The sequence below is a fragment of the Arthrobacter oryzae genome (genome assembly GCF_031454875.1).
Taxonomy (GTDB): Bacteria; Actinomycetota; Actinomycetes; order Actinomycetales; family Micrococcaceae; genus Arthrobacter; species Arthrobacter oryzae_D.
Map to the genome: position 1 here is coordinate 104,290 of NZ_JAVDRQ010000007.1, position 25,014 is coordinate 129,303.

25 protein-coding genes are annotated in these 25,014 nt (G+C 64.5%); 18 read left to right on the forward strand and 7 right to left on the reverse strand.

The features are described from left to right. Positions 1–195 precede the first annotated feature (195 nt). Positions 196–765, forward strand: coding sequence for a TetR/AcrR family transcriptional regulator (locus tag J2805_RS14025; RefSeq protein ID WP_309977580.1), 570 nt, complete (start codon positions 196–198; stop codon positions 763–765). Here J2805_RS14025 and J2805_RS14030 read toward each other — a convergent pair. Next, positions 762–2,429, reverse strand: coding sequence for a sensor histidine kinase (locus J2805_RS14030; RefSeq protein ID WP_309977204.1), 1,668 nt, complete (start codon positions 2,427–2,429; stop codon positions 762–764). The genes J2805_RS14025 and J2805_RS14030 overlap by 4 nt on opposite strands. Positions 2,430–2,530: 101 nt before the next feature. Here J2805_RS14030 and J2805_RS14035 point away from each other — a divergent pair, with 101 nt between their 5' ends. Next, positions 2,531–3,286, forward strand: a complete 756-nt coding sequence (locus J2805_RS14035) for a response regulator transcription factor (protein WP_309977207.1) — start codon at positions 2,531–2,533, stop codon at positions 3,284–3,286. 12 nt (positions 3,287–3,298) lie between these two features. Here J2805_RS14035 and J2805_RS14040 read toward each other — a convergent pair whose 3' ends face one another. Continuing rightward, a complete protein-coding gene (locus tag J2805_RS14040) occupies positions 3,299–3,700 on the reverse strand; it encodes an Hpt domain-containing protein (RefSeq protein WP_309977210.1) in 402 nt (133 codons plus the stop codon). 236 nt (positions 3,701–3,936) lie between these two features. Between J2805_RS14040 and J2805_RS14045 the strand changes: the two genes are divergently transcribed. Then, positions 3,937–5,154, forward strand: coding sequence for a glycoside hydrolase family 26 protein (locus J2805_RS14045; RefSeq protein WP_309977212.1), 1,218 nt, complete (start codon positions 3,937–3,939; stop codon positions 5,152–5,154). Between the two features lie 28 nt (positions 5,155–5,182). Here the strand turns inward: J2805_RS14045 and J2805_RS14050 are convergent, their stop codons facing one another. From J2805_RS14050 to J2805_RS14065, 4 genes are all read right to left on the reverse strand, one after another. Next, positions 5,183–5,335: a hypothetical protein gene (locus J2805_RS14050; RefSeq protein ID WP_309977214.1), complete on the reverse strand. Its 153-nt coding sequence runs from the start codon at positions 5,333–5,335 to the stop codon at positions 5,183–5,185. 11 nt (positions 5,336–5,346) lie between these two features. Further along, on the reverse strand, positions 5,347–6,474 hold the full coding sequence (locus tag J2805_RS14055) for a glycosyltransferase family 2 protein (RefSeq protein WP_309977216.1): 1,128 nt from the start codon (positions 6,472–6,474) through the stop codon (positions 5,347–5,349). Positions 6,475–6,627: 153 nt separating this feature from the next. Next, positions 6,628–7,047, reverse strand: coding sequence for a very short patch repair endonuclease (locus J2805_RS14060; protein ID WP_309977219.1), 420 nt, complete (start codon positions 7,045–7,047; stop codon positions 6,628–6,630). Between the two features lie 48 nt (positions 7,048–7,095). Further along, positions 7,096–7,530 carry a pyridoxamine 5'-phosphate oxidase family protein gene (locus tag J2805_RS14065; RefSeq protein ID WP_309977221.1) on the reverse strand — a complete coding sequence of 145 codons (435 nt, stop codon included), beginning with the start codon at positions 7,528–7,530 and terminating at the stop codon, positions 7,096–7,098. 168 nt (positions 7,531–7,698) lie between these two features. Between J2805_RS14065 and J2805_RS14070 the strand changes: the two genes are divergently transcribed. From J2805_RS14070 to J2805_RS14080, 3 genes are all read left to right on the forward strand, one after another. Further along, positions 7,699–8,853 (forward strand): FAD-dependent oxidoreductase, encoded by a 1,155-nt coding sequence (locus J2805_RS14070; protein ID WP_309977224.1) that lies wholly within the window; start codon positions 7,699–7,701, stop codon positions 8,851–8,853. Positions 8,854–9,170: 317 nt separating this feature from the next. After that, a complete protein-coding gene (locus J2805_RS14075; protein ID WP_309977225.1) occupies positions 9,171–9,782 on the forward strand; it encodes a DUF6318 family protein in 612 nt (203 codons plus the stop codon). A 504-nt stretch (positions 9,783–10,286) separates the two neighbouring features. Next, on the forward strand, positions 10,287–10,742 hold the full coding sequence (locus J2805_RS14080; protein WP_309977227.1) for a hypothetical protein: 456 nt from the start codon (positions 10,287–10,289) through the stop codon (positions 10,740–10,742). 29 nt (positions 10,743–10,771) lie between these two features. On the opposite strand, the gene J2805_RS14085 is transcribed toward J2805_RS14080, so the two are convergent. Further along, positions 10,772–12,079 carry a helix-turn-helix domain-containing protein gene (locus tag J2805_RS14085; RefSeq protein WP_309977230.1) on the reverse strand — a complete coding sequence of 436 codons (1,308 nt, stop codon included), beginning with the start codon at positions 12,077–12,079 and terminating at the stop codon, positions 10,772–10,774. A gap of 220 nt (positions 12,080–12,299) precedes the next feature. Between J2805_RS14085 and J2805_RS14090 the strand changes: the two genes are divergently transcribed. The 12 genes from J2805_RS14090 to J2805_RS14145 all read left to right on the forward strand — a co-directional run bounded on the left by J2805_RS14090 (position 12,300) and on the right by J2805_RS14145 (position 25,010). Then, positions 12,300–14,090 (forward strand): flavin-containing monooxygenase, encoded by a 1,791-nt coding sequence (locus tag J2805_RS14090; protein ID WP_309977233.1) that lies wholly within the window; start codon positions 12,300–12,302, stop codon positions 14,088–14,090. A 104-nt stretch (positions 14,091–14,194) separates the two neighbouring features. Further along, entirely contained in the window at positions 14,195–15,250 is a 1,056-nt protein-coding gene (locus J2805_RS14095) for a 2,3-butanediol dehydrogenase (protein ID WP_309977235.1), read from the forward strand. Between the two features lie 82 nt (positions 15,251–15,332). After that, positions 15,333–16,412: an alkene reductase gene (locus J2805_RS14100; protein ID WP_309977237.1), complete on the forward strand. Its 1,080-nt coding sequence runs from the start codon at positions 15,333–15,335 to the stop codon at positions 16,410–16,412. A gap of 143 nt (positions 16,413–16,555) precedes the next feature. After that, positions 16,556–17,263 carry a GntR family transcriptional regulator gene (locus J2805_RS14105; protein ID WP_309977239.1) on the forward strand — a complete coding sequence of 236 codons (708 nt, stop codon included), beginning with the start codon at positions 16,556–16,558 and terminating at the stop codon, positions 17,261–17,263. A 162-nt stretch (positions 17,264–17,425) separates the two neighbouring features. Next, positions 17,426–18,430 (forward strand): sugar phosphate isomerase/epimerase family protein, encoded by a 1,005-nt coding sequence (locus J2805_RS14110; RefSeq protein WP_309977242.1) that lies wholly within the window; start codon positions 17,426–17,428, stop codon positions 18,428–18,430. 85 nt (positions 18,431–18,515) lie between these two features. Beyond that, positions 18,516–20,285, forward strand: a complete 1,770-nt coding sequence (gene dhaL, locus J2805_RS14115) for a dihydroxyacetone kinase subunit DhaL (RefSeq protein ID WP_309977244.1) — start codon at positions 18,516–18,518, stop codon at positions 20,283–20,285. Then, a complete protein-coding gene (locus J2805_RS14120; protein ID WP_309977246.1) occupies positions 20,282–20,776 on the forward strand; it encodes a ribose-5-phosphate isomerase in 495 nt (164 codons plus the stop codon). Before dhaL ends, J2805_RS14120 begins: the two co-directional genes overlap by 4 nt. Positions 20,777–20,778: 2 nt before the next feature. Continuing rightward, positions 20,779–21,777, forward strand: coding sequence for a 3-hydroxyacyl-CoA dehydrogenase family protein (locus J2805_RS14125; protein WP_309977248.1), 999 nt, complete (start codon positions 20,779–20,781; stop codon positions 21,775–21,777). Positions 21,778–21,805: 28 nt separating this feature from the next. After that, a complete protein-coding gene (locus tag J2805_RS14130) occupies positions 21,806–22,573 on the forward strand; it encodes an SDR family NAD(P)-dependent oxidoreductase (RefSeq protein WP_309977250.1) in 768 nt (255 codons plus the stop codon). 12 nt (positions 22,574–22,585) lie between these two features. Continuing rightward, a complete protein-coding gene (locus J2805_RS14135) occupies positions 22,586–22,735 on the forward strand; it encodes a hypothetical protein (protein ID WP_309977251.1) in 150 nt (49 codons plus the stop codon). A gap of 49 nt (positions 22,736–22,784) precedes the next feature. Then, the gene (locus tag J2805_RS14140) at positions 22,785–24,134 is read left to right on the forward strand and encodes an MFS transporter (RefSeq protein ID WP_309977253.1); all 1,350 of its coding nucleotides are present in this window, start codon (positions 22,785–22,787) and stop codon (positions 24,132–24,134) included. 54 nt (positions 24,135–24,188) lie between these two features. Continuing rightward, positions 24,189–25,010, forward strand: a complete 822-nt coding sequence (locus J2805_RS14145) for a triose-phosphate isomerase family protein (protein ID WP_309977256.1) — start codon at positions 24,189–24,191, stop codon at positions 25,008–25,010. Positions 25,011–25,014 lie beyond the last annotated feature (4 nt).

The window sequence follows — 25,014 nt, forward strand, 5'->3', positions numbered from 1 at the left end:
GCATCTTCTTCGGCATCTCTTATCCTCCTGTGGCACAAGTGCTCTGGCTCCAACGCCTGGGAATTCGACCGACCGGAATAAGGGAAATCCTATCCCAGACAGACAGGTCTGTCTGCCCTTTGAGCTAGACTGGTTTTAATGACCTCCACGCCAGACTCTGTATCAATGCAGCCTGCGCCGAAAGGCGAGGGTGTGATGAGTCCTGCCGCTGCGAGGCAGCGGATAGTTGACACCGCATACCAGCTTTTCGCCCGTCGGGGCATCCGTGACGTGGGCGTCAACGAGCTGATCAGCAGTGCCGGCGTGGCCAAGGCAACGTTCTACCGGCACTTTGCGTCCAAGGATGAACTGGTGCTCGCCTTCCTCGAGCAACGCGACCGGGTGTGGACCGTGGACCTGATCGTTGCCGATGCCCGCCGCCGCGGCAGCACACCCACCGAGCAACTGCTGGCGATCTTCGATGCCTTCGGGGACTGGTTCCGGCGCGACGATTTTGAGGCGTGTTCCTTCATCAACATCCTGTTGGAAATGGGCGCCACCCATCCCTTGGGACGTGCCAGCATTGACTACCTGGCCAAAATCCGAGGCCACGTCAAACAGCTCGCGGAGGAGGCCGGGCTCCGGGACGCGGAAGACTTCTCCCGCTCCTGGCACATCCTGATGAAGGGCTCCATCATCTCCGCGACGGAGGGGGACCTGGACGCCTCAAAGCGGGCGCAGCGCATGGCCCGGATGCTCATCGAGGACTTCCGGCCTCAGCCCTAGACGGGCACCTTCACCGTGAAGGTTGTTCCTTCGCCCAGCGCGCTCCGCAGGTGAATGCTTCCGCCATGTGCCTCAACAATGGCCTTGCTGATGGACAGCCCGAGCCCCACTCCGGGGATGGCCGTGTTCCGCACGTTGCCGGTCCGGAAGAACTTCTTGAACACCTCGGCCTGGTCCTTTTCGCTCATGCCCATCCCGGTATCGCTGACGTGGCACACCAGCTCTGATCCTTCCGACTGCAAGGACACCACCACGTCGCCGCCATTGGGCGAGTATTTGATGGCGTTGGAGACCAGGTTGTCCAGTACCTGCGACATGCGCGCGGAATCCACGTGGGCCTCCAGCCGATCGGGGACATCCGCCCGGAGCTGCACCTTGGCTGCCGCGGCGCGGGGGAGTGCGGCACTGACGCTGGCCCGCACAAGTTCGGCCACGTTTACGGCCTGCGGGCTGACGATGAGCTGCCCGTTGCGGCTGGCAAGCAGGTCCGAGACCAGCCCCAGCAGCCGCTCGGAGTTCCGGCGGATGATGTTAAGCGGTTCACGATGGGAATCCTGCAGTTCGTCGCCGTCATCAAGGAGCAGCTCTACGTAGCCCAGGATGGAGGTCAGCGGGGTCCGGAACTCGTGGGAGACGTTGGCCACGAAGTCATCTTTGGCGGCCAGCGCGTTCACCAGGTCGGTGACATCACTGAACACAATGACTGAGCCGGCGAAGGCGCCGTCATGGTCCCGCATGGCGCGGGCGCTGGTAGTGATGGCGCGCTGTTCACTCCCGCTGCCAAGCCACACCAGGTTGTCCGTAAAGTTCTCGCCCATCACCGCACGGCGGACGGGCCGTTGTTCCACCGGTACCTTGGTGGTCCGGTCTGGCTGGAACACCAGGAGCTGGGATTCGTTCGGGTCGCTGATTCCGTTCGGCGCGGCGAGCCGGTGGTTCTGCCGCTGCTTACGGTTCATGAGGATGTCATGTCCGTCCGCGTCCACTGCCAGGACGCCCAGGTGCACCGTTTCCAGCACCGAATTGAGCAGCCCCTCCTGCCGCTTGCTGTCCTTGAGGGCGCTGCGCAGCTGCGCATCCTTCTCCTCCAGGTCGCGCTGTTGGCGGACCATGCTCAGCGTCAACACGCTGACAGAAACGCCGATGCCCAGCATCATCACCGGCAGCAGCAGGGACTTCACCAGGTCCTGACCCGAGACGTCGCCGCGGACAAACAAAGGCACCCAGATGATGGCCAGGGGAGCGAGGAATGATACCAGCAGGGCGGTGCGCGGATAAAACCCCGACGCGCACAGCCAGATGACGGGAAAAACCGCCAGGAGGCTGATGCCGGTGAGGCTTTCCTGGCCGCCCTCCCGGCCCAATGCGATCGAGACGAAGTCAAGGAAGGGGACCGCCAGGAAGCTGGTGTACGGCAGCCGGTCCCACGGCGTGAAGTAGCACAGGAACAGAATGAGGACCTGTGTCACCAGGAACGCGATGAAGAGGGGATGGGCAAGCGTGCCCGGGAAAAACAGCAGCATCAGGACGGCTGTGAGCCCGGCAGTGATGGACAGCGGCATCTGGCTCAGCATGACCCGACCCCGCAGCGAGTACTCGTGGAAGGGCCGGCGGAAGAACAATATCCGGCCGGATGAGATGTCCCAAGTGAGGTTGCCACTCATGGCCGGGTGAACAAAGACGTGCGGTTTACAGGGCGCATACCCCCACGATATCTGGCGACCGCTATACTTCTGACGGTATCGAGCGGACTGAGGGGGCTGCGATGAGTGAATCACGTGTGGGTCTGGTAATCGAGGATGACCACGACATCCGTGAGCTGGTGCGGGTAGTTCTTGTCCAGGCAGGGTTCGATGTCCAGGTGGCAAGCAGCGGGGCAGCCGGTGTTGTTGCGGCCAAGGAGCTCAATCCCGCAGTCATCACCCTGGATCTGGGGCTCCCCGACATCGACGGCTTCGAAGTCGCACGCCAGATCAGGGAGTTTTCCGACGCGTACATCGTCATGCTGACCGCGCGCGCCGAGGAACTGGATACGCTCATCGGCTTGGAATCAGGCGCGGACGACTATCTGACGAAGCCTTTCCGTCCCCGTGAACTGCGCGCGCGCGTCGCCGCCATGATGCGGCGTCCGCGTTCGACGTCGGACTCCTCCGCCGCGGCCAAGGCACCTGCCGCAACCGGCGGCGCTGGCCGGACGCTGACGCACAACGGCCTCGAGTTCAGCTACGAGGCGCGGACCGTGAGCGTGGACGGACGCGAACTGCACCTGACGCGCACTGAATTCGACCTGCTGTACGCCCTTCTTGAGGCCGGCCGGATGGTACGTACCAAGTCGGAATTGGTGCGGCGGCTGCGGGACGAGCCATACGACGTCGGTGGCTACATCTCCGAGGCCGACGAACGGTCCGTTGAAGTGCACATGGGAAACCTCCGCAAGAAGCTGGGTGACAGTCCGCAGAATCCGCGCTGGCTCCAGACTGTCCGGGGTGTTGGCTACCGGCTGGCCCCGGCGGAACGCTGACCTAAAAGGGTTTCACGCTGCCGCGGCGGCGGAGAGTCCGGCCACTGTTTGTCCTGTGCAGGCGTCCATGCTCTCCAACAGGGCCAACTGAAGCAGCGCAGGCTGCTCGCCCGGGTTCCCTGGGTGGGTCTCCAAATGCCTGAGGATGGTCTCGAGTTCATCGGCGAGCATCCCCAGATAGGCCGCGCCAACCATCTGGCTGGATGTCTTGACGCTCAGCACGGCGTCCATGGCAGCATCCAGGTCCATGGCTTCCACGGCGTGCCGGAGCCGGTCCAGGCGCCGCGGCAATTGCTGGATGTAGCTGTTGACGAACACCAGGCAGTAGTCGGGGTCCGGCTCGAGTTCGCAGCGAAGCGTCTGCAGCACGGCGGGGTCAACGTAGGGTTGGCTGGCGCCATCCCGTCCATCCATTGGACACCCCTTCCCTTTGCCTCGCACAGCTGGGATAGCGGATGCGGACATAATTCCTGCCTCTTTTACAGTAGGGCTCCCGCGGCTGCGGAATGCGATTTCCAAAAAAATTTGCGCCAATCTTGATCAGACTGGCCCACCTGCGCTTTAGGATCGGGACAAGTGCTTGCCGGCACCGAACTGACCTGTGGCATCGAAGCCACCAGCCGATTGCGGGGATCGCCTTGTTCAGGACCGTGAAGACACTTATTACCGGCCTTTTTGTGGGCCTTGGACTGACCCTGGCGGCCGTCCAGCCCGTCCAGGCAGCACCGGCGGCAGCCCAGATCACACTCAATCCGAATACAGGGCCGGCAGGGTCTGCGGTGACAGTCAGCGGAACCGGCTTCAAGGCCTCCACGACCGGAACCGTCATAGCGGGGTCCTCCACCTTTTCGTTCAAGACAGCGGCATCCGGAGCCTTCAGCACTTCCATCACGATCCCGGCCACGGCCACTGGTTCACTGACCATCACGGCCAAGACCTCCTCTGTCAAAGCCTCATCTGTCTTCAATGTTGCTGCCGCCCCGGCTCCCTATGTCCCGCCGGTCAGCACGGCGGCGCTCCGGTTTGGGGTTGCCACCGCCGGCGGCCCGCTCGCTGGTGCTGAATTGGATGAAGTGTCGCAGTTGGCGGGGGAGAGCCCCTCCAGCGTCCTCTTCTACAAGGACTTCCTCCAGGCGCCGCCCATCACGGAGATGAACGCCGTACGGGCCCGTGGCGCTGTCCCGCTGATTACTTGGGAACCCTGGGCCTGGGGCGGCGGACTTGAACAGCCCGCCTACTCCTTGGACAGAATCACCGCCGGCGACTTTGACGACCGCATTGCGCAGTGGGGCCAAGCGCTGGCGGCCTGGGGCCAGCCGGTCCAACTGAGGTTCGCCCACGAGATGAACGGCAACTGGTACCCGTGGGCCGAAGGTGTGAACGGCAACCAGCAGGGGGACTACGTGCAGGCCTGGCGGCACGTGCACGACGTCGTTGCTGCCACCGGAGCGAGCAACGTGTCCTGGGTATGGAGCCCCAATGTTCCCTACTTTGGTTCCACGGAGCTTGCCGGACTGTTCCCCGGCGCCGGCTACGTGGACATTGTGGCCCTTGACGGGTACAACTGGGGCACGTCGGCGTCGTGGAGCGGCTGGATTTCCCCGCAGGACCTGTTCGCTCCGGGGATCGCCCAGCTGCGGACATTGGCCCCTGGAGTTCCCATCCTGATCGCGGAGACGGCGTCGAGTGAGGCAGGCGGCTCCAAAGCGGCCTGGAACACCGACCTGGTCAGCTATCTTGCGGCCCAGCCCGATGTCCTTGGCTTCGTGTGGTTCCATCTCCAGAAAGAAACTGACTGGCGCATCAACAGCAGTGACGCCTCGGCGGCGGCTTTCAAAACTGCCTTGGCCGCACGCCGGGCGTCCTAGCGGTTACTGGGAGGGACTCAGGCGACCGCTACGGGCGGACCTTGCCGCTGCGACGGGCGAGGGCCAGGAGCCCGACTCCGATCAGCATGATGCCGAGGGCGGTGAGCAGGCCCGCTCCCACATTGAGGCCCGTGTAGGCCAAGGCGGCGCCTGCGCCCGAGGCGGGCATTGCAGCGTTCATTCCGTACATGTTTAGTTGATTTCCTCTGCTGTGTATTGCGCTTCCCAGCGGTCGATCCGCCGCCGGGTGATCTTGCCTGTGAGCACGGCCCACCAGGAGGCAATAAACCACCCGGACCGGACCCACATGAATACTTCCTGCGGGAAGAAGCACGCTGCGAGCACAATGTCCTTCCAGTCGCGGTGGGGAATCCGCAAAGCCCGCTTGATGTCCAGGGCCACGAAAAGAATCGGCACCAGCCACCAGAAAAGGACGAACCGGAACACCCCGAGCACCAGTGACGCGACGATGACGGCGAGCCACAGGAACTTGAGGAACACACCCAGCAATCCCATGGCCTGCTGCCCCCAGTCCCTCAGCGTCAACCGGTTCACACCCAGTTGGAGCAGGTCCTCCACGGTGCCCACCTGCCATTTCATTCGCTGGCCCCACAGTGCCTTCAGGGACTTCATGGAGTCCGTATAGGCGCGGACGTCGGGTGAGACCTGGCAGATGTAGCCGAGTTCCCGGATGCGGTAGGTCAGCTCGAAGTCTTCGACCTGGGAGGTATAGACCCAAGGGCCCTCGCGGTCACCCCGGGCGGCGATCTGCCGCAGGACGATGTTGTTGATGGCGCACCCGGTTCCGGCCAGGACACTCGTCTTTCCGCGTTGAAGCGCGACGTCGGTCCATGTCGCGAACTCTGCCTTCTGCAGCCGGCTGAGCACCCCGGGATCCTGCATGGTGAATTTCGACGACGACCCGCCCAGGGGCTTCTCGGCACGGGTCCCGGCCGCGGCAAATTCCTGCGCCCAGGCCGCCAGCGCGTTGGCCGGCAGCACAGTGTCCGCGTCCAGGCAGATCACCACGTCGGCGTCGTAGGCGAATTCGTTCCAGGCCCGGTTCAACGCCTCGGACTTGCGGTGTTCGAGCCGCGGCAGTTCCATGACCGTGACCGGGTACTTGCGTGCCTCCCATGCGGTTGAATCCGAACAGCCGTTGGGGATCACGACGATTCGGTCCGCCGGTCGGGACTGCACCATGAGGCCGTCAAGGGTGGCACCGATGGAGCCGGACTCGTTGTATGCAGGGACGAGGACGACTATCCGCAGTTGCCAGGCCGCCTCACGCGTGGTGGCCGGTAGTAACGCTGACTGCAAAGGGGCCTCTTCAGATGAAATTCAAGTTCCCTCATTCCGAGGGCAACGGCATCCATCCTTCTGGCTCCGCATCAATAAGAGTCCGAGGATTGCCCAAAGATTGCATCAAGGTCTGGCGAGGATTTCATGCGGGAGTGGCTCCCGTCACACGCCTCAGGCGAGAAACTGCTCCAGCTGCAGTTCCAAGGCAGAAATGTCCTTGAGTTCGCATTCCCAGATGGTGAGTACCTGCCAACCGGAGGCCTCAAGCAGCCGGCGCTGTTCGGCGTCGCGGTTCCTTGTGCGCGTCCGTTTGGCCTCCCAGAATTCCGCGTTCGCAGTGGGAGAGGTCTGCCCCGCCTTGCAGTCGTGGAAATGCCAGAAGCAGCCGTTGACGAAGATGACCTTTTGCCGTCCGGAGAACACCAGATCAGGGTTGCCGGGAAGTTTGCCACCGCGGGCGTGGCCATGCAGGCGGTAGCGGTAGCCTTTCGCATGCAGGAGGCTCCGAACCAACAATTCCGGTTTGGTGTTCTTTCCCCGGATCCTGGACATGTTCCAGCTGCGCTCCTCTGGAGTCAGCCGGTCAACCATAGTTCAAGTCTAGGTGCCCTCGTTCGGCGTGGCTGGGGCCGGGGAGCCCTATAGACCACGCTCCGGCTGCTCGCCGAACTGGAAGTGCCTGCCGCTGAGTGAGACCGGCTCGATCTCGACGTAGAAGTCCTTCAATGTGGGGACCCAAGATTTCAAGCCCAGTGATTCTGCGGCCGCAATATCCGCGGACTGCTCCAGGATGCGGGCTGTTCCGCGAAGCACCACGGACCACGCCTCGTCGGACAGGATGCCGTCCGCCTCAAAGAGGACTTTGGAGTTGATCGTGAGTTCCGCAAGTTTGTTCCCGGGAGCAGTCCGGAGGTAGAGCTTCCGGCCGCCCACGGCGTAATTGACCGGGAAAATGTCCGGTTCGCCAGCCACGGATACCACCAGCCGGCCGTGCCGTGTGCCCTCGAGAAGCTTCCAGGACTGATCATCGTCAAGGTTCAAAATGGGGTTGCCGTCTACGTGTGTGAACATCATGGGCTCATTGTTCCGCCAGTGGCGGCCAAGGGCCAGTGTCTTAAGGGGTGGGTTCTGGATGCTGTGGCTGGTTGCGTGCTTTCCTTGCGGCGGGCGTAGCGTTGGCAGTGCCGGACGCGAAGTCTTCAAATCACCCGAAGCGTCCGGCTGGAGCGGGAGGGTGTACCCATGAAGGCGATCATCTGTGGGGCGGGGATCAGTGGGCTCTCTGCTGCGGCGTTCCTGGCCCGTGCCGGGTGGGACGTGGTGGTGGCGGAGCAGGCGGAGGGGCCGCGGCCGCAGGGTAACATGATCGATTTCTTTGGTCCGGGCTGGCAGGCTGCAAACTCGTTGGGCATCGTCCCCCGGATACGGGAACTGGGCTACCGGGTGGAACGGCTGGAATATGTCGACACGTGGGGCAACCCTCGGGCTACTTTGTCCGTTGCGAAATTGAGCCGCCTGGCCAGGGGCGAGTTCGTGAGCGTCCTGCGCCCTGACCTGGAACTGGCCATCCACGAAGCCGTGCCGCGCCGGGTGGATCTGCGCTACGGCAGTACGGTGGTGGCTGTCCAGCAGAGCCACGGCTCCGTGAAGGCCACGCTTGACGATGCATCCGTGTTGGACGCGGATGTACTCATCGGTGCGGACGGCATCCACTCAGTGGTCAGGGAGCTGGCTTTCGGGCCGGAGGAAGATTTCTTTCACTATCTTGGCTTCCATGTGGGGGCCTATTCATTCCGTGACAGCGACGTTGCCGCTCAGGTAGGTGACAGGTTTGCGGTCACCGACACCTGTGGCGAGGCCATGTTTTTCTACCGGTTGAGGGACGGCCGGATCACTGTAATGGCCGTGCACCGTTCGGATGACGAGGCCCTTCCCGATGACCCCCAGTCCATGCTCCGTTCGAGATACCGGAACCTCGGCTGGATCTGTCCGGCGGTCCTCCGCCAGTGCCCGCGGGATTTCTACTACGACCAGGTTGCGCAGATCAGGATGCCAGGCTGGCACACCAACCGCGTGGTTCTCCTCGGCGATGCCGCCGCCGCGGTGTCCCTGCTCGCCGGCCAGGGAGCCTCCCTGGGAATGGCCGCGGCTTACGTTCTGGCAGATGAACTGATGAAACGGCGGGACGTTGGGCAGGCGCTCGATGCTTTCGAAACACGGATTAGGCCCTTGGCATTGGCAGGCCAAAGGGCGGGCGTTTCCGCCGCTCGATGGTTCGTGCCCGCCACGCCCTATGCCGCTCTGGCGCGCCGCACCATGATCCGTTTGGAAGGGATCCCCGGCATTGGCCGACTGATCAGTTCCGCATTGATCGGCAAATCCGGCGCAGGGCTCTAACCGGCTGCGTGGCTGCGTGGCCTGTGGCCGGTTGGCCGCCTGGCCGCGTGGCCTGTGGTCCGGCTCTTGAGTTCCGGCCTGAGTGAGTTCCCGCCCGAGCTATCTGTGACTTCCTATCGTGTGCGCCGAGTGGTAGAACCGGAGGCAGTGGCTGTGGATAACTTTGAGCCTCAAAGTGTGACCTCGGTTACCCTTTAACAATCGTCCGGGGTTATCGGCGGGCGGCTCGGACGTCTTGAAAACTATCGGGGGGATAGCTGCCCATGACATCTCGCACTTCGTCCTTAACTCGGTCGCGATCTCGGTCGCGCAACTCCATGGCTGCAGTCCTTGCTGCGTCCGCTCTTGTCCTGACAGCGTGCAATGGCGGCGGTAATCCGCCGGGCGGAGACCCTTCCGCATCGGGTTCGGTGTCGGCTTCGGCCTCAGCCACCCCGAGCCCCACGCCCACGGCGTCCGCCGCCTACAAGCCAGCCGATGCCAAGGGCAAAGCGGAAAACGTGCCAGTTCCGGTATTGCCCGAGGCGGCGAAGGCGGAGACGAAGGAGGGGCTGGAGGCTTTCGCAAAGTACTGGTACGAGGCGCTTTCGTACGCGTATGAAACTGGGGACACGACCACATGGTCGGCGATGACGTCAACGAATTGTGCGTTTTGCACTCGTATTAGACAGGGCTTGGAGTCTGCTTATGCAAAAGGAAGATGGGTAGCGGGCGGCAAGATGTCGACTCCATCTGTTGCAGGGATCTTCAAGCCGGAGACGCCATCGCAGCAAGTGAAGATCCAGAGCATCCAGGATCAGATCGACTACTACGATGCGGATGGAAGCGTGGGGCAGCCCCCAACGCCGTCGTCCAACACTGCATCAGTCATGATCGCAGTCTTCGAATCGGGTTCTTGGAAGGTCTCGGACCTCGGATTGATTCGGTAGTGCCGAGTGAATTCGCGTCTATGGATGAATGCAGCGATGCTTTTCGCGACGTTGATGGTCTTGCCCGGCACAGCCTCAGCGGCCGAGGGGGATGAGGATGACCGTGTTTCCGCGGGGTATGAAGAGAGCGGAATCGATGTCTCCGCCACTTGGATTGTGGACTCAGAAACTGGAGACCTAGTCCCAGCCCCTCCGGGGTTTGTCAGCGAGGATCCTAATCAATACAGGGCTGACCCCCAGTGCCAAGTTGACGACAATTCGTTGGCCATAACGTGCTTGCCCGGACAAATGGAATGCCCGCCCCGTGAACCAGGGGGTAGGCCCGGCATCCCTGTTATTTGGAAGGTCGCTCCGAAATTGATCTCGAATCCCACGTGGACTGACTGGAACCCAAACGGAAATGGCCCGTCGTGCCTGTATGACCAAAAGCCGGAGGACCTTTTGCCGAGAATCGCCGCGAGAATCCTGACGGACTTTCGAAACCTCCCCATCAGGCCCGCTGTAGTGACCGTTCAGCCGAGCCCGCACACCCTGCGGGGCGCTGAGACTAACATTTTCGCGGAGGCGACTGAGCAGCAGTTCGATGTAACGATCCTCGGCCAGCAGGTGCATATCGTGGCAACGCCTGAGGAGTACACGTACAAGTACGGCGACGGCAGCAGCCTTGGGCCAACGCCCTTTGCGGGCGGGCCCCTCCCGCAGGACCGGTGGGGCGAGAAGACCCGCACCAGCCACGTCTACACCCAGACCGGCGATTTCCAAGTGGTGCTCACAACTCATTTCCAGGGGACATATTCAGTCAACAACGGACCCCCGCTACCCATACCCGGCCAAGGCCAGTTCAACGCCCCACCGCAGGCGATCAGCGTGTGGCGCTCCGTCACCCGGAACTATGCCGACGACTGCATCCGGAATCCGCAAGGCGCGGGCTGCCCAGGCGTGGCGTCGCCGGCTCCGTAGGATGCCAGCAGGTTCAGGATCGGCGCCAGCTATGCCTGTAACTCCCGATCCACCCGCTCCATCCGTGCGCGAACCAACTGGTAGCGGGGATCGCCCGCCCCGACGAGACTCGCCATGGCCGACGCTGCTTCGGTATCGGAGGCTCCCATGTCGCTCGCGCACCATCGCATCATGAGCTCAGCATTCCCGCTCGCGCGGACGGACGCGCCCACCGCTTCGTTGAGTTCGTCCCGCATCAGTTCAACAGACAGATTGGCTGAACGGTTGAGCAGCTTTGCAGGGTAAGCGGCCAGGGCGTCCAACACCCGGCCCTCGCGCAAGTAGCCGGCGACGACGGATGCGTCCGTGACGACGCGGATGACCGAAGAGAAACGATAAGGGTTGGGTTCCACCACGTTGCCCAGGACGCTGCGGATTCGATGCATCTCTGTCCTGATTGCCGTGGCGGCGCCGTCCTCGCCGTGAAGCCGATACGCCAGTTCATCGGCGCTCCACCCCTGGGTCCGGGACGACAGCAGAGCCAGGATCTCTGCGCGGCGAAGAGTCAGCGGGAGCCGGGCACCGCCGTCGACCTCGGCGCTGGGCGTGTCACCCAGCAACCTCAGCATCAGTGTCGAACGCACCCCGCTGGCGGACTGCCCCATGAGTAGGCCGGACGCCGGGGTTCCGGCGGTTTTCAACAGCTCCTCCGCCAGCCGAACGCCGCAGCGCACCATCCGGAGGCTGTCCGGCGTGACGGATTCGAAGGGGCCGGACACATCGAGCACTCCCACAACCTCGCCCGTGAACGGATCGCGAATCGGTGCCGCCGTGCAGGCCCAGTCGTGATGCGTGCGCACCAGGTGTTCAGCGCTGAACAACTGCGCCGGTGCGCCGGTGACCAGGGCCTCGCTGATGGCGTTGGTCCCGACACCGGACTCGGACCAGTCGGCCCCCTCAACGAACTCGAGGGAATCGGCCAGCCGCAGCGCCTGCCGGCTGCCCACCCGCCACAGCACCTCGCCCTGCCGGTCCGTGACGATCAGGAGGTGGCGGCCCGCGGCGGACTCGTCGGCCAGCAGCTGGGACAAAGCCGGCATCACGGAGGCCAGCCGGTGCCCGGCGCTGAGTGAGCGGGCCTCGGACACATCGTGCCGGTGAACAGGGCGGTGTTGATCCGGGTCAATTCCCAGTGCCAGGGAACGCTGCCAGGACTTGATGATGCCCGGCGAAATGAACGGATCAGGATTGCCCGAAATCGTGGCTTCGTGGGCTTTCCGCAGCGTGCGGGCATACTCCGCGGGCGCGGTAAACCTCAGGTCGGGAAGATAGGTGGCCGCGCCGGTGCCCGTCCTCATCCGCAATCTCCCAACTCGTCATCGAATCGTGCCCGGCAAAATCCGGAGACCACTCCCCGGAGACCCCGGAGTTCCGACGCCGGACAGCTCGAAGGAACAGGGGGAGGGCCGTGTCACTCGATTGTAACCCTCGGGGCCTTTTACTTGTGATGCGGGTCACGGGGCGGTCATGGCGAGGCGGACCGGGAGTGGCTCACTGAAAGCAACGGAAAGAGGAATCATGCCTGAGACACCAAACGGCATCGTGGAGGCTTGGCTGGCGCAGTTCGATGAGGCGCTGCGCAGCACCAACACCCACGCCGCACTGCAACTTTTCGAGGACGATTCGTACTGGCGCGACTTCGTATCCTTCACCTGGAACCTCAAAACCCTGGAGGGCAAGGCGGAAATCGAACGCATGCTGGACGCGACCCTGGCGGACGTTCAGCCCGGCAACTGGGAACTCGCCGAGGATGCCACCGGAGACGCAGCGAACACCGAGGCGTGGGTGAACTTCGAAACCGCCCAGGCGCGGGGCTATGCTCACCTGCGGCTCCGGAACGGCAAGTGCTGGACCCTGCTAACCACCATGCAGGAGCTCAAGGGTTTCGAGGAGAAGAAGGGTCCCAACCGGGAGAAGGGCGTGGCCCACCGCATCGAGAAAGGCCGCAAATCCTGGCTGGAACTCAGGGAGGAGGAAGCAGCAAAGCTCGGTTACGAAGACCAGCCGTACACCGTGATCATCGGCGGGGGACAGGGCGGGATCGGACTCGGTGCGCGGCTGCGCAGGCTCGGCGTGCCCACCATCATCATCGAGAAGAACGACAAGCCCGGCGACTCATGGCGGAACCGCTACAAATCCCTCCACCTGCACGACCCCGTCTGGTATGATCACCTGCCCTACATGAAGTTCCCGGACGACTGGCCCGTCTTCGCGGCCAAGGACAAGATCGGCGACTGGCTGGAGCACTACACCCGGATCATGGAGCTGAATTACTGGTCCAGGACCGAATGCACCAACGCCCGCTTCGATGAAGCGTCCCAGGAGTGGGTCGTTCAGGTAATGCGCGACGGCGAACCGGTCACCTTGCGGCCCAAGCAGCTCGTGTTCGCCTTGGGCGTCTCCGGTTACCCGAACATCCCAACGTTCGACGGCGCCGAGTCCTTCCTGGGGCAGCAGTACCACTCGTCGAAGCACCCGGGCGGTGGAGACTGGACGGGCAAGAAGGCCGTGGTGATCGGATCCAACAACTCTGCGCACGATATCTGCGCCGATCTGTGGGAGCACGGCGCGGACGTCACCATGGTCCAGCGGTCCTCGACGCACATAGCCCGCAGCGAGTCGCTGATGGACCTTGCACTCGGGGACCTGTACTCGGAGAAAGCGCTCGCCAACGGCGTCACCACGGAGAAGGCCGACCTTCTGTTCGCATCCCTGCCGTATCGGATCCTGCCGGAAGCCCAGATCCCCGTTTACCAGGAAATGGCCAAGCGAGACGCCGGGTTCTACTCCCAACTGGAGGCTGCCGGCTTCGACCTGGACTTCGGGGTGGATGGTTCCGGTCTCTTCCTCAAGTATCTGAGGCGCGGTTCCGGCTACTACATCGACGTCGGCGCCTCGCAGCTGATCATCGACGGACGCGTCAAGCTCGCGAATGGCCAGGTCAGCAAAATCACCGGTAATGCCGTGGTCATGGACAACGGCGCGGAGCTCGAGGCCGACGTGATCATCTATGCCACCGGCTACGGTTCCATGAATGGATGGCTGGCCGACCTCGTCTCGCCCGAGGTGGCGGACGCCGTCGGCAAGTGCTGGGGATACGGTTCGGACACGCCCAAGGATCCGGGTCCGTGGGAGGGCGAGCTGCGCAACATGTGGAAGCCCACCAATGTTGAGAACCTCTGGATTCACGGCGGGAACCTGCACCAGAGCCGCCACTACTCCAACTACCTGGCGCTTCAGCTGAAGGCCCGGATGGAGGGTCTGCCAACACCGGTCTACGAGCTTCAGCCAACGCACCACGCGCGCTGACCGCCCGCCGGCTGAAACCTCCCAGCCAACCACAACCAAACCACCGGTCCGCGGCCGTGCCCCAGGGTGCGGCCGCGGAAGTGCAACACAAAGGCGAAAACATCATGAAAGCAGCACGGTTCCACGCCCGCAAAGATCTCCGCATCGAGGACATTCCTGAGCCCGGGATCCGGCCGGGAGCAGTAAAGATCGGAGTCGCCTGGTGCGGCATCTGCGGTACGGACCTGCACGAATTCCTCGAAGGTCCCATTTTCACCCCGCCGCCGGGCAATCCGCAGGTGCTTTCGCACGAGGCCGCCCCCGTCACCATGGGCCATGAGTTTTCCGGCACCATCGAAGAACTTGGTGAAGGAGTCAGCGGGCTGTCCGTCGGAGACAACGTAGTGGTGGAACCGTACTTCGTCTGCGACGAATGCGGCCCCTGCAGAGACGGGAATTACAACCTGTGCACCAAAATGGGCTTCATCGGCCTGGCAGGCGGCGGCGGGGGACTCAGCGAAAAGATCGTGGTGGACTCGCGCTGGGTCCATCCCGTCGGCGACATTCCGCTCGATGAAGCCGCCCTCATCGAACCCCTTGCTGTGGCGCATCACGCCGTAAACCGAAGCGGCCTCACGGCCGGGAGTGTCGCCGTCGTCGGCGGTGCCGGCCCCATCGGCCTGCTCACGGCGGCGGTCCTGAAGGGACTGGGCATCACCACGGTGGTCACCGAGCTGTCCGCGGCCCGCAAAGAGAAGGCGACGTCATCGGGCGTCGCGGATCATGTGCTGGATCCAAGCTCTGACGACGTCAAGGCGCGTGTACTGGAACTGACCGGGGGATCAGGCGCGGACGCAGCGTTTGAGTGCGCCGGCGTGAACGCCGTGCTGGATTCCATGCTCGACGTCGTGAAACCCGCAGGTGTGGTGGTTAACGTATCCATCTGGGGCCGCCCGGCCACCGTGGACATGCAAAAGATCGTCCTCAAGGAAATCGACCTGCGCGGAACCATTGCCTACCGCGGCGACCACGCGGCTGCCATTCAGCTGGTCCAGGAAGGGAAAGTGGATCTCAAACCCTTCATCACCGGACGAATTGCCCTGGAGGATCTGGTGGACAAAGGTTTCGATACTCTCATCAACCACAATGACACGGCGGTGAAGATCATCGTGCATCCTTAGTGATCCCGCTCTCACCCGGAATAGTTGCACGCGCGTCACAGTTGGGCACAGTGGACCCCATCCGCTTCGAAAGGAACCGCGCATGTTGTTTTCCCCTTTGACTCTCGGCGAGCTCGAACTGCCCAACCGCCTGGTCATGGCCCCACTCACCCGCCTGCGCACCGGCCAGGAGGGCGTGCCCGGGGCGCTCGTTGTTGAGCACTATCGCCAGCGCGCGTCCCTTGGCCTGATCGTCAGCGAGGGCACCTACCCGGCGCCCGCCGGCCGGTCCTACCCGGGCCAGCCAGGCATCGTCACCGCTGAACAGATTGCCGGCTGGAAGAAGGTCACGGACGCCGTCCACGCCGAGGGCGGCCGCATCTTCGCCCAAATCATGCACGGCGGCAGGGTCTCCCACGAGGACATCAACGGCGGCCATCAGGTCGTGGCGCCGAGCGCCATCGCCGTCGAGGCTGAAACGCGCACCTACAAGGGCAAGCAGGCACATCCAGTGCCGCACGAGTTGACCACCGATGAAGTGGCCGTGGTGATCCAGGAAATCGTGACGGCGTCACGGAATGCCATCGAGGCAGGGTTCGACGGCGTTGAGCTGCACTCCGCCAACGGTTACCTGCTGCACGAATTCCTTGCGCCGAGCACCAACGTCCGGACGGACAGCTATGGCGGGTCACCCGAGAACCGGGCACGGTTCGTCATTGAAACCGTCAACGCCGTCGTCGAAGCGCTCGGCGGAAACCGCGTGGGAATCCGGATCTCACCGGAACACGGAGTCCAGGGGGTAGTGGAGAATGACCCCGCCGATGTCCGCGCAACCTATGAGGTCCTCGTTGACACCATCGCCCCGCTCAACCTGGCGTACCTGAGCATCCTGCACAAGGAGCCAACCGGCGAGCTGGTCCAGGACCTGAAGGCCCGCTTCAACGGCGCGTTCCTCATCAACACCGGGTTCGGTGTGGTCACCACGCGCGACGAAGCCGTCTCCCTGGTTGCCGACGGCCACGCCGACGCAGTGGTCGTCGGCAGGCCTGCCATTGCCAACCCCGACCTCGTCCGCCGCTGGCGCGAAGGCCTTCCGGTCAACGAGCCGGACCAGGCCACGTTCTACGGCGAGGGCGCAGCAGGTTACACCGACTACCCCTTCTACGAGGAGTCCCGGAACTAGCTTTTTAGCTCCCGGATACACATAACAACGCGGGGTTGCATCGAGTCCTTTGGCCTGAGGCTATCGGACAGATGTGACCCCGCGTTGTCGTTCCCACCGGCGTCCATGCGAGCTGCTTCGTGCCAGCCCTATAGGATCTGAACATGCAGCGTCCGTCCCAGATCAACAGTCCCGGCACCCGCAAAGGCAGGCCTGTGAGCCGCCAAGTGCTGGCCGACCACGTCTACGAGGAGCTGCTGGAATCACTGATGGATGGCCGGCTCGAGCCGGGCGCCACCGTCAGCATTGATGGAACGGCCCGGGATCTCGATGTTTCGCCCACGCCGGTCCGCGAAGCCCTGGCCCGACTGGAGCACACCGGCATGGTCCGCCGCGTGGCCCTGAAGGGCTACCGCGTGGCGCCGGTTTTCACCCGCGAGGACTTCGCCGAGCTTATGGAGGCCCGGCTCGCCATTGAACCGGTGAACGCCCGGCTCGCCTGTGCGCGGCTGACCCCGGAACGGCTCGCCCAGTTGGAACAGGCAGTGGCGGACCTGAAGACGGCGCCGCGCGGGCCGTCGTTCGCCGAATTCCGTGACTATCTCGAAGCCGACGAACGCTTCCACCGGCTCATCGCCGAGCAGACCGGAAACCAGTTCATGGTGGCCGCCTATGCTGCACTGGGCGGCCAGGTTCAGCGGTTCCGGCTGTTCGGCGGGGTCGGCATCACCGATGCTGAAAACGCCATCGCCGAGCATCAGGCGGTCCTGGACGCGCTATCCACGGGGGAGCCGGAGAAGGCAGCCGCTGCCATGGCTGAGCACGTCCGCAAGGTCCGCGGACGTGCCATCGCCGACGCCCCGGAAGGCTGACCCCGGCACCCCAACTAAGTAGCAGCAGGTGTCGTTTTGGAGCCTCAAAACGACACCTGCTGCTACCTAGTTGGGCCGTCACCACCCAAGTGTGACCCTTGACAACCCTCTTTCAATAGTAAATCCTATAGGAAACAGGATTTGCCCAAAGGAGTGAACATCATGGCCTACACAGCTGAGAACTGGCCCATTACCGCGGCCCTGCTGCAGTTCCCGGGCACCGACGCCGAGGGAACCCCGATCAACGACGCCGACGCTTCGGCCTGGGCCGACGTCCTCACCGAGGTCAAGGACGCCGGGTTCGCCAACGCGGACCTCACGGACAGCTGGGTGCGCCCCGGGGACCTGAGCAAGGAGCGCCTCGCCGAGTTCAAGCAGACGGCTGACGCCGTCGGCATCGGCGTCCCGGTGATCTCCGCGATCCGCCGAAGCGTCATCGAGGAAGGCAACTGGGAAGCCAACCTGGCCTACAGCCACCGCACCATCGACGCCGCCGCCGAGCTGGGCTGCGAAGTTGTCTCCTTCGGGCTCCACCAGGCCATCACGCCCGAGCAGCAGAAGCAGCTCTGGTTCTGGACGGTAGAAGGCCACAAGGACCCGGTGGGGGACAAGGAAGCCTGGGGCAGCGCCGTCACGCGTCTCCGCGAACTCGGCCGGCACGCCGCCGAAGTAGGCGTCCTGCTCTCGCTTGAAATGTACGAGGACACTTACCTGGGCACAGCGGATTCGTCCGTGCAGCTGGTCCAGGACATCGGCCTCTCAAACGTGGGCCTGAACCCGGACCTCGGCAACCTCATCCGGCTCCACCGGCCCATCGAGGACTGGCGCGAGATGGTGGCCAAAACTCTGCCGTACTCCAACTACTGGCACATGAAGAACTACATCCGGGACGAGGACGCAGCCCGCGACATGTACGTGACCATGCCGGCTCCGATGGAAAGCGGTCTCATCAACTACCGCGAGGCATTCAAACTGGCACTTTCCGTTGGCTTCCAGGGCATCCTCTGCACCGAACACTACGGCGGAGACGGCCTGAGCGTGACGGCCAGCAACCAGGACTACCTGCGCCGCCACGTCCTCCCGAAGACGGACGGATACGCGCTAGGCCGGAGCCAGGTGGCCCAGGGACGGCAGCAGCCGTCCGCCGTCGAACTCGCCGGCGTCTAACGCTGAATCAGCGCCGGTGCCGGTCCTACTGAAGCCGGCCTCGCAACCCACCACCGCTTTCCCAATACGGATTCAATGAGGAACCATGACCCAGATCTTCGACAACCCCGCTGACTTCGCGGATGAGGCACTGGACGGCTTTGTGGCTGCCAACCGAGGGTACGTCGCCCGGGTGGACGGCGGCGTCGTCCGCTCCACCGAAGTGCCGGCCGGCCAGGTGGCTTTGGTGGTGGGCGGCGGGTCCGGCCACTATCCGGCCTTCGCCGGCCTGGTGGGGCCGGGCCTCGCTACCGGCTCCGCCTGCGGCAACATGTTCGCGTCCCCGGCGGCCGGCCAGGTCTACCGGGTTGCCAAAGCCGCCAACGCCGGCGGCGGCGTGCTGCTCAGCTACGGCAATTATGCCGGTGACGTGCTCCACTTCGGCCAGGCACAGCTGCGACTCAACGCGGAAGGCATCGAAACCCGCACTGTCGTCGTCACGGACGACATCGCCAGCGCCCCGCTGGACCAGATCGGGAAGCGCCGCGGCATCGCAGGAGACCTGACAGTCTTCAAGATCGCCGGCGCCGCAGCCGAAGCGGGACTGGACCTCGACGCCGTCGAGCGGCTCGCCATCCGCACCAACCACCGCACCCGTTCCCTCGGCGTGGCCTTCGACGGCTGCACCCTCCCCGGCGCCGCGGAACCGCTGTTCCACGTACCGGCAGGCCAGATGTCGCTGGGCCTGGGCATCCACGGCGAACCGGGGATCTCCGAACACCCCATGCCCACCGCCTCCGAACTCGCCGAACTGCTCGTCTCCCGGCTCCTCGCGGACAAGCCCGACGACGCCGGAAGCCGCGTGGTGGCCATCGTCAACGGCCTGGGCACGGTCAAATACGACGAGCTGTTCCTGCTGTTCGGCAAGATCGAAAAGCTCCTGACCGCGGCCGGCCTGACCGTGGTGGAACCGGAATGCGGTGAGCTGGTCACCAGCCTGGACATGTCCGGGCTCTCCCTCACCCTGCTCTGGCTGGACGACGAACTCGAGCAGCTCTGGGCAGCCCCGGCCGACACCCCGGCCTTCCGCAAGGGCAACCTCGCCCCGCGGGCACGCCGCGAGCCGGCAGGACCTGAAGACGCCGTGGCCGCAGCATCTGAAGAAACGACGGCGGCAGCAGCTGACCTGGGCCGGCTGGCAGCCGCCGTGCTCGCCCAGGTGCAGGCGGTCGTCGTCGAGCATGAAGAGGAACTGGGCAACCTGGACGCGATCGCCGGCGACGGCGACCATGGCATCGGCATGCGCCGCGGCGTGGACGCGGCAGCCGCAGCGGCACAGGAAGCCTCGGCGGCCGAGGCATCGGTGGAACGCGTGCTCACCGCCGCGGGGGAGGCCTGGAGTGAACGCGCCGGCGGAACCTCCGGGGCCCTGTGGGGATCCGCGGTGATCGCCGCGGGCCTCGCGCTCGGCAACAGGGACGCGTACCGCGGCGAGGACGCGGCGGCCGCCGTCACCGCCTTCGTGGACGCAATCACCGCCCTCGGCAAGGCCGAACCCGGGGACAAGACCATGGTTGACGCGCTGCTTCCCTTTAAGGACACCTTCCTGACCGCGTTCGACGGCGGCACTCCCGTGGCCCCGGCCCTCGCCGCCGCAGCGGCATCCGCACGGGAGGCCGCGGACGCCACCGCTTCGCTCCGGCCGCTCAAGGGCAGGGCACGGCCCCTGGCAGAAAAGAGCCTGGGCCATCCCGATCCCGGCGCTGTGTCCTTCGGGCTGATCGCGGCCCGGATCTCGAACTACCTCGATTCCGAACTGACTGACCTACACGATGCACAACTGGCCTCCGCGGCCGGAAATGGAGCACAGGCATGAGCGCAAACCAGAGCGCTGCGGCAGGATGGCGGATTGTCATCGGCAACGATGAAGCCGGCGTCGAATACAAGGAAGCGCTGAAGGCGCTGCTCGAAGCGGACAGCCGCGTGGCGTCCGTGGTGGACGTGGGCGTCGGGGCGAACGACTCGACCGCGTACCCGCACGTCGCCGTCGACGCGGCCCGGAAGGTGGCCGACGGCGAGGCAGACCGCGCGCTGCTGATCTGCGGCACAGGCCTCGGCGTGGCCATCGCAGCCAACAAGGTTCCCGGCATCCGCGCCGTCACCGCCCACGACGGCTACTCCGTGGAACGGTCCGTGCTGAGCAACAACGCCCAGGTCCTCACCATGGGCCAGCGCGTCATCGGCCTGGAACTGGCCAAGAAGCTGGTGGGCGAATGGCTCGACTACCGTTTCGATGAGACCTCATCCTCCGCCGCCAAGGTGGACGCCATCTGCTCCTACGAACCCGACTACACGAAGGCAGTCTGATCATGACCGAAACAGCAAGCACCCCCACCGCAGCCGCCAGCGCGGCAAACAGCGCCCGGAAGATCGCCGTCGTCGGCTCCGGCTACATGGGCGGCGGGATCGCACAGGTCCTGGCCCTCGGCGGGGCCCGCGTGGCACTCGCCGACGTGTCCGCCGAAGTTGCGCAGAGCAATTATGACCGGCTCCTGGCGGAGTCGGACCAGTTCGTGGCCGACGGCCTCTTCGCCGCCGGTTCCACCGAAATCCTGAAGCAGAACCTCTGGGCCGCCAAGGACATCGAGGAAGCCGTCGCGGACGCCGACTTCATCGAGGAAGCCGTACCCGAGGTCATCGCCATCAAGCACCAGACGCTGGCCCGCATCAGCGCAGCGGCCCGGCCGGACGCCTTTATCGGCTCCAACACGTCCACGATTTCCATTGCCGAACTGTCCGAGCCGGTCACCCACCCGGAGCGCTTCCTGGGCGTGCACTTCTCCAACCCGTCGCCGTTCATCCCCGGCGTCGAGATCATCCCGCACGCCGGCACCTCGGCGGGTACCGTTGGCGCTGTCCGCGACCTGGTGCACGCCGCCGGCAAGCAGACCGCGGTCGTCAAGGACGTCACCGGCTTCGTGCTCAACCGCCTGCAGTACGCACTGTTCCACGAAGCGGCGCAGCTGGTGGAGCAGGGCATCGCGACCGCGGACGACGTGGACACCCTGGTGCGCACCACTTTCGGTTTCCGGCTGCCGTTCTTCGGCCCGTTCGCCATCGCGGACATGGCCGGGCTGGACGTGTACAACTTCTGCTACAAGTCCCTCCAGACGGACTTCCCGGAGCGGTTTGCCACCCCGAAGATCCTCAGCGACCTGGTGGAGGCCGGGAAGCTGGGCACCAAGACGGGCGCGGGCTTCCTCAAGGTCCCTGCCGAGCGCACCCCCGAACTGATCGCCTACCGCAACAAGGCCTACGTGGCCATGCAAAAGCTGATCGAAGACCTCGGCCCCGCACCCATCAACTGACTCCCTCCACTCTCTCAGGAGCACTCCCATGAGCATTTTCCCCGCAGACCGCACGGCCATCGTCACCGGAGCCGTCTCCGAGCGCGGCATCGGCCGGGCCACCGTCAACTACCTGGCCGCGCAGGGCTGGAACATCGGCATCATCGACCTCGACGATGCCCTGTGCAAGGCGACCGCCAAGGAACTCGCCGCCCAGTACGGCGTCCAGGCCCACGGCGCCGGCGCCAACGTCGGTGACGAAGCGTCGGTCCGCAGCGCGATCGATTCGATCGAGGCCGAGCTGCCCCAGATCGTGGCCCTGGCGAACGTGGCGGGCGTCAGCTCGCCGGTTCCGTACCTGGAACTGGACGCCGCCGAATGGGACCGCGTCCTGAACATCAACCTCAACGGCGTCCACTACGCCACCCGCCGCGTGGCCGAATCCATGGTGAAGAACCGGATTGGGCGCATCGTCAACATCTCCTCCGTGTCCGCGCAGCGCGGCGGCGGCACCTTCTCCAAGACGCCTTACTCCGTGGCCAAGGCCGGGGTGATCGGGCTGACACGTTCCACGGCCCGCGAACTGGGGGAGTACGACATCACGGTCAACGCCATCTCCCCGGGCCCCATCGACACCGACATCATGGGCGGCACACTGAGCCAGGAACGCAAGGACGAACTCACCAAGGACCTCGTGGTCAACCGCGTCGGATCCACGCGCGACATCGCAGCAGCCATCGCCTTCCTCATCAGCGAGGACGCCGGGTATATCTCCGGCCAGACGCTGAATGTGGATGGCGGGCTCTACATGCACTAGGAACGGACAGCCATGGCACAGCACAGCGGCACCACACGAACAGCAGTACACCCCGCAGCCGCTACCGGGTTCAGGTCCTGGAGCCGCGAACGCCGGATCTACCTGGCCGTCGGCATCCTTGCCTGCATCGCCGGCGTCCTCATCATCGCGTTCTCCCGCTAGGACCCCACGGGTCAACCTTCGCAACGGATTTACTCAAAGAGGAGTCTTGATGTCCCTAACAGCAACTTCCACCAGGGAGCTACTGGATTCGCCGATCCTCAAATCGGCGATTTCCAAGGCCTCGTTCCGGCTCATGCCGATGCTCGTCATCCTGTATGTCGTCGCCTTCCTGGACCGCACCAACGTGGGCTTCGCCGAAGCCGCGCTCGGTGTGGACCGTGGGATCACCGCCGGGGCCTACGCCCTGGGCGCCGGCATTTTCTTCATCGGCTATGCCCTGTTCGAGATTCCGTCCAACCTGCTCCTGACCAAGTTCGGTGCCAAGGTATGGCTGGCACGCATCGCCATCACCTGGGGCATCGTGTCCGCGTGCTTCGCGTTCGTCCAAGGCGAGACGTCCTTCATTATCCTGCGCTTCCTGCTCGGCGTCACTGAGGCCGGCCTGTTCCCGGGCGTCATCATGTTCCTGGCGGCCTGGTTCCCGAACAAGGTGCGCGTGAAGATGTTCGCCATCTTCTACCTGGCCCAGCCGTTCTCCCAGATGATGGGTGCCCCACTGTCCGGCTGGCTGATCAACATCGGCGACCAGGTTCCCGGTGTGGCCGGATGGCAGGTTATGTTCTTCGTCGAAGGCATGCTCGCCGTCCTTGCCGGCATCGCAGCCTATTTCTTCCTGATCAACAGCCCGCAGGACGCCAAGTTCCTGAACCCGGGCGAAAAGAAGGCGCTGCTGGATGTCATGGCGCTCGAGGACACCGTCAAGGAAGAAACCGGTCCCCGCGGCGTGCTCGCAGCCATGAAGAACCGCAAGGTCTGGTACTTCACGGCCATTTACTTCTGCCTCCAGGTGGCGGTGTACGGCGTGACGTTCTACCTGCCCCAGCAGGTGGCCCAGCTGACCGGCCAGAAGGTGGGCATCATGGTGGGCCTACTGGCTGCCATCCCGTGGTTCTTCGGCATCTTCGCCTGCTACTTCATCGGCAAGGCGGCCAACACCGTGGTCCGCCGCCGTGTCTGGGGCACCGGGCTTTTCCTCTCCACCGGCCTGTGCATCTTCGGCTCGGCCTGGGCCGGCGCCAACCACGTGCCGGCGCTGGGCATCCTCTTCATCACCCTCGCCGTGTGCAGCTTCCTGTCCATCGGCCCCATCGCCTGGTCCTATCCGACGGCGTTCCTCACCGGAACCGCGGCGGCAGCGGGCATCGGCCTGATCAACTCCCTTGGCAACCTGGGCGGCTTCGTGGCCCCGATCCTGCGCACCACGGTCAACCAGGTCACGGCGTCCGACACCGGAACCATGGGTGTCTACGCCCTCGGCGTCCTGCCGTTCGTGGCTGCGATCATGATGTACGCCACCAAGCGGTTCCAGAACAAGGCCGACGAACTGCTGGAGAAGTAGCCCCTGGCTCCGTCCCGCCGCATACCCGCCGCCATCAGCAAGAAAGCACGACACATGCAGCAGGCTTCAGCCGGCCCGGCCCCCGACTCCGTCCATGACGCCGTCACCTACGTGGGCGTGAGCACCAAGATGTACCTGGGGTACCGGGAATCCCTGGCCTGGCTGGAGCGCCTACGGCATGAAGCGGACTCCCGTCCGTCCCTCGCGGCCGGGCGGGTTGTCCCGTTTGTCATCCCGTCGTTCCCGGTACTCCCGGGGGCTGCCGCCTTGCTGGCCGATTCTCCATTGATCCTGGGCGCGCAGAACTGCGGCTGGGCGGACGGCCCGTGGACCGGCGAAGTGGCACCGTCCATGCTCGCCGAACTCGGAGTTCGGCTGGTGGAGATCGGCCACGCCGAACGCCGCGCCCACCTCGGTGAAAGCGACGCGATGGTGGCGCTCAAGGTCCGGGCCGCGGACGGCGCCGGGCTGACGCCGCTGCTCTGCGTCGGTGAAGACTCAGCCGGTACAGGTGCAGCAGGCGCGAGCGCTGACGCCGGTGCCGCCGCCCGCTTCGTGTACCGCCAGATCGAGGCCGCTGTTGGCGGTGACTGGGCGCTGGCCTCGCGCCTCATCATCGCCTACGAGCCGGTCTGGGCCATCGGCGCCGCTGAACCGGCCGATGCTTCCTACGTGTCCGGCGTCGTCAGCCACCTCCGCGCCCGGCTCGCCGTGCACGGGCTCCCGGACCTTCCGGTCATCTACGGCGGGTCAGCCAAGCCGGGGCTGCTGCCCCGCCTCGGCGGTGTGTCCGGGTTGTTCCTTGGCCGCTTCGCGCACGACGCCGCGAACTTCGGCAGGGTGCTGGATGAGGCGCTGCAGATCGCGGGTATGTAGGAAT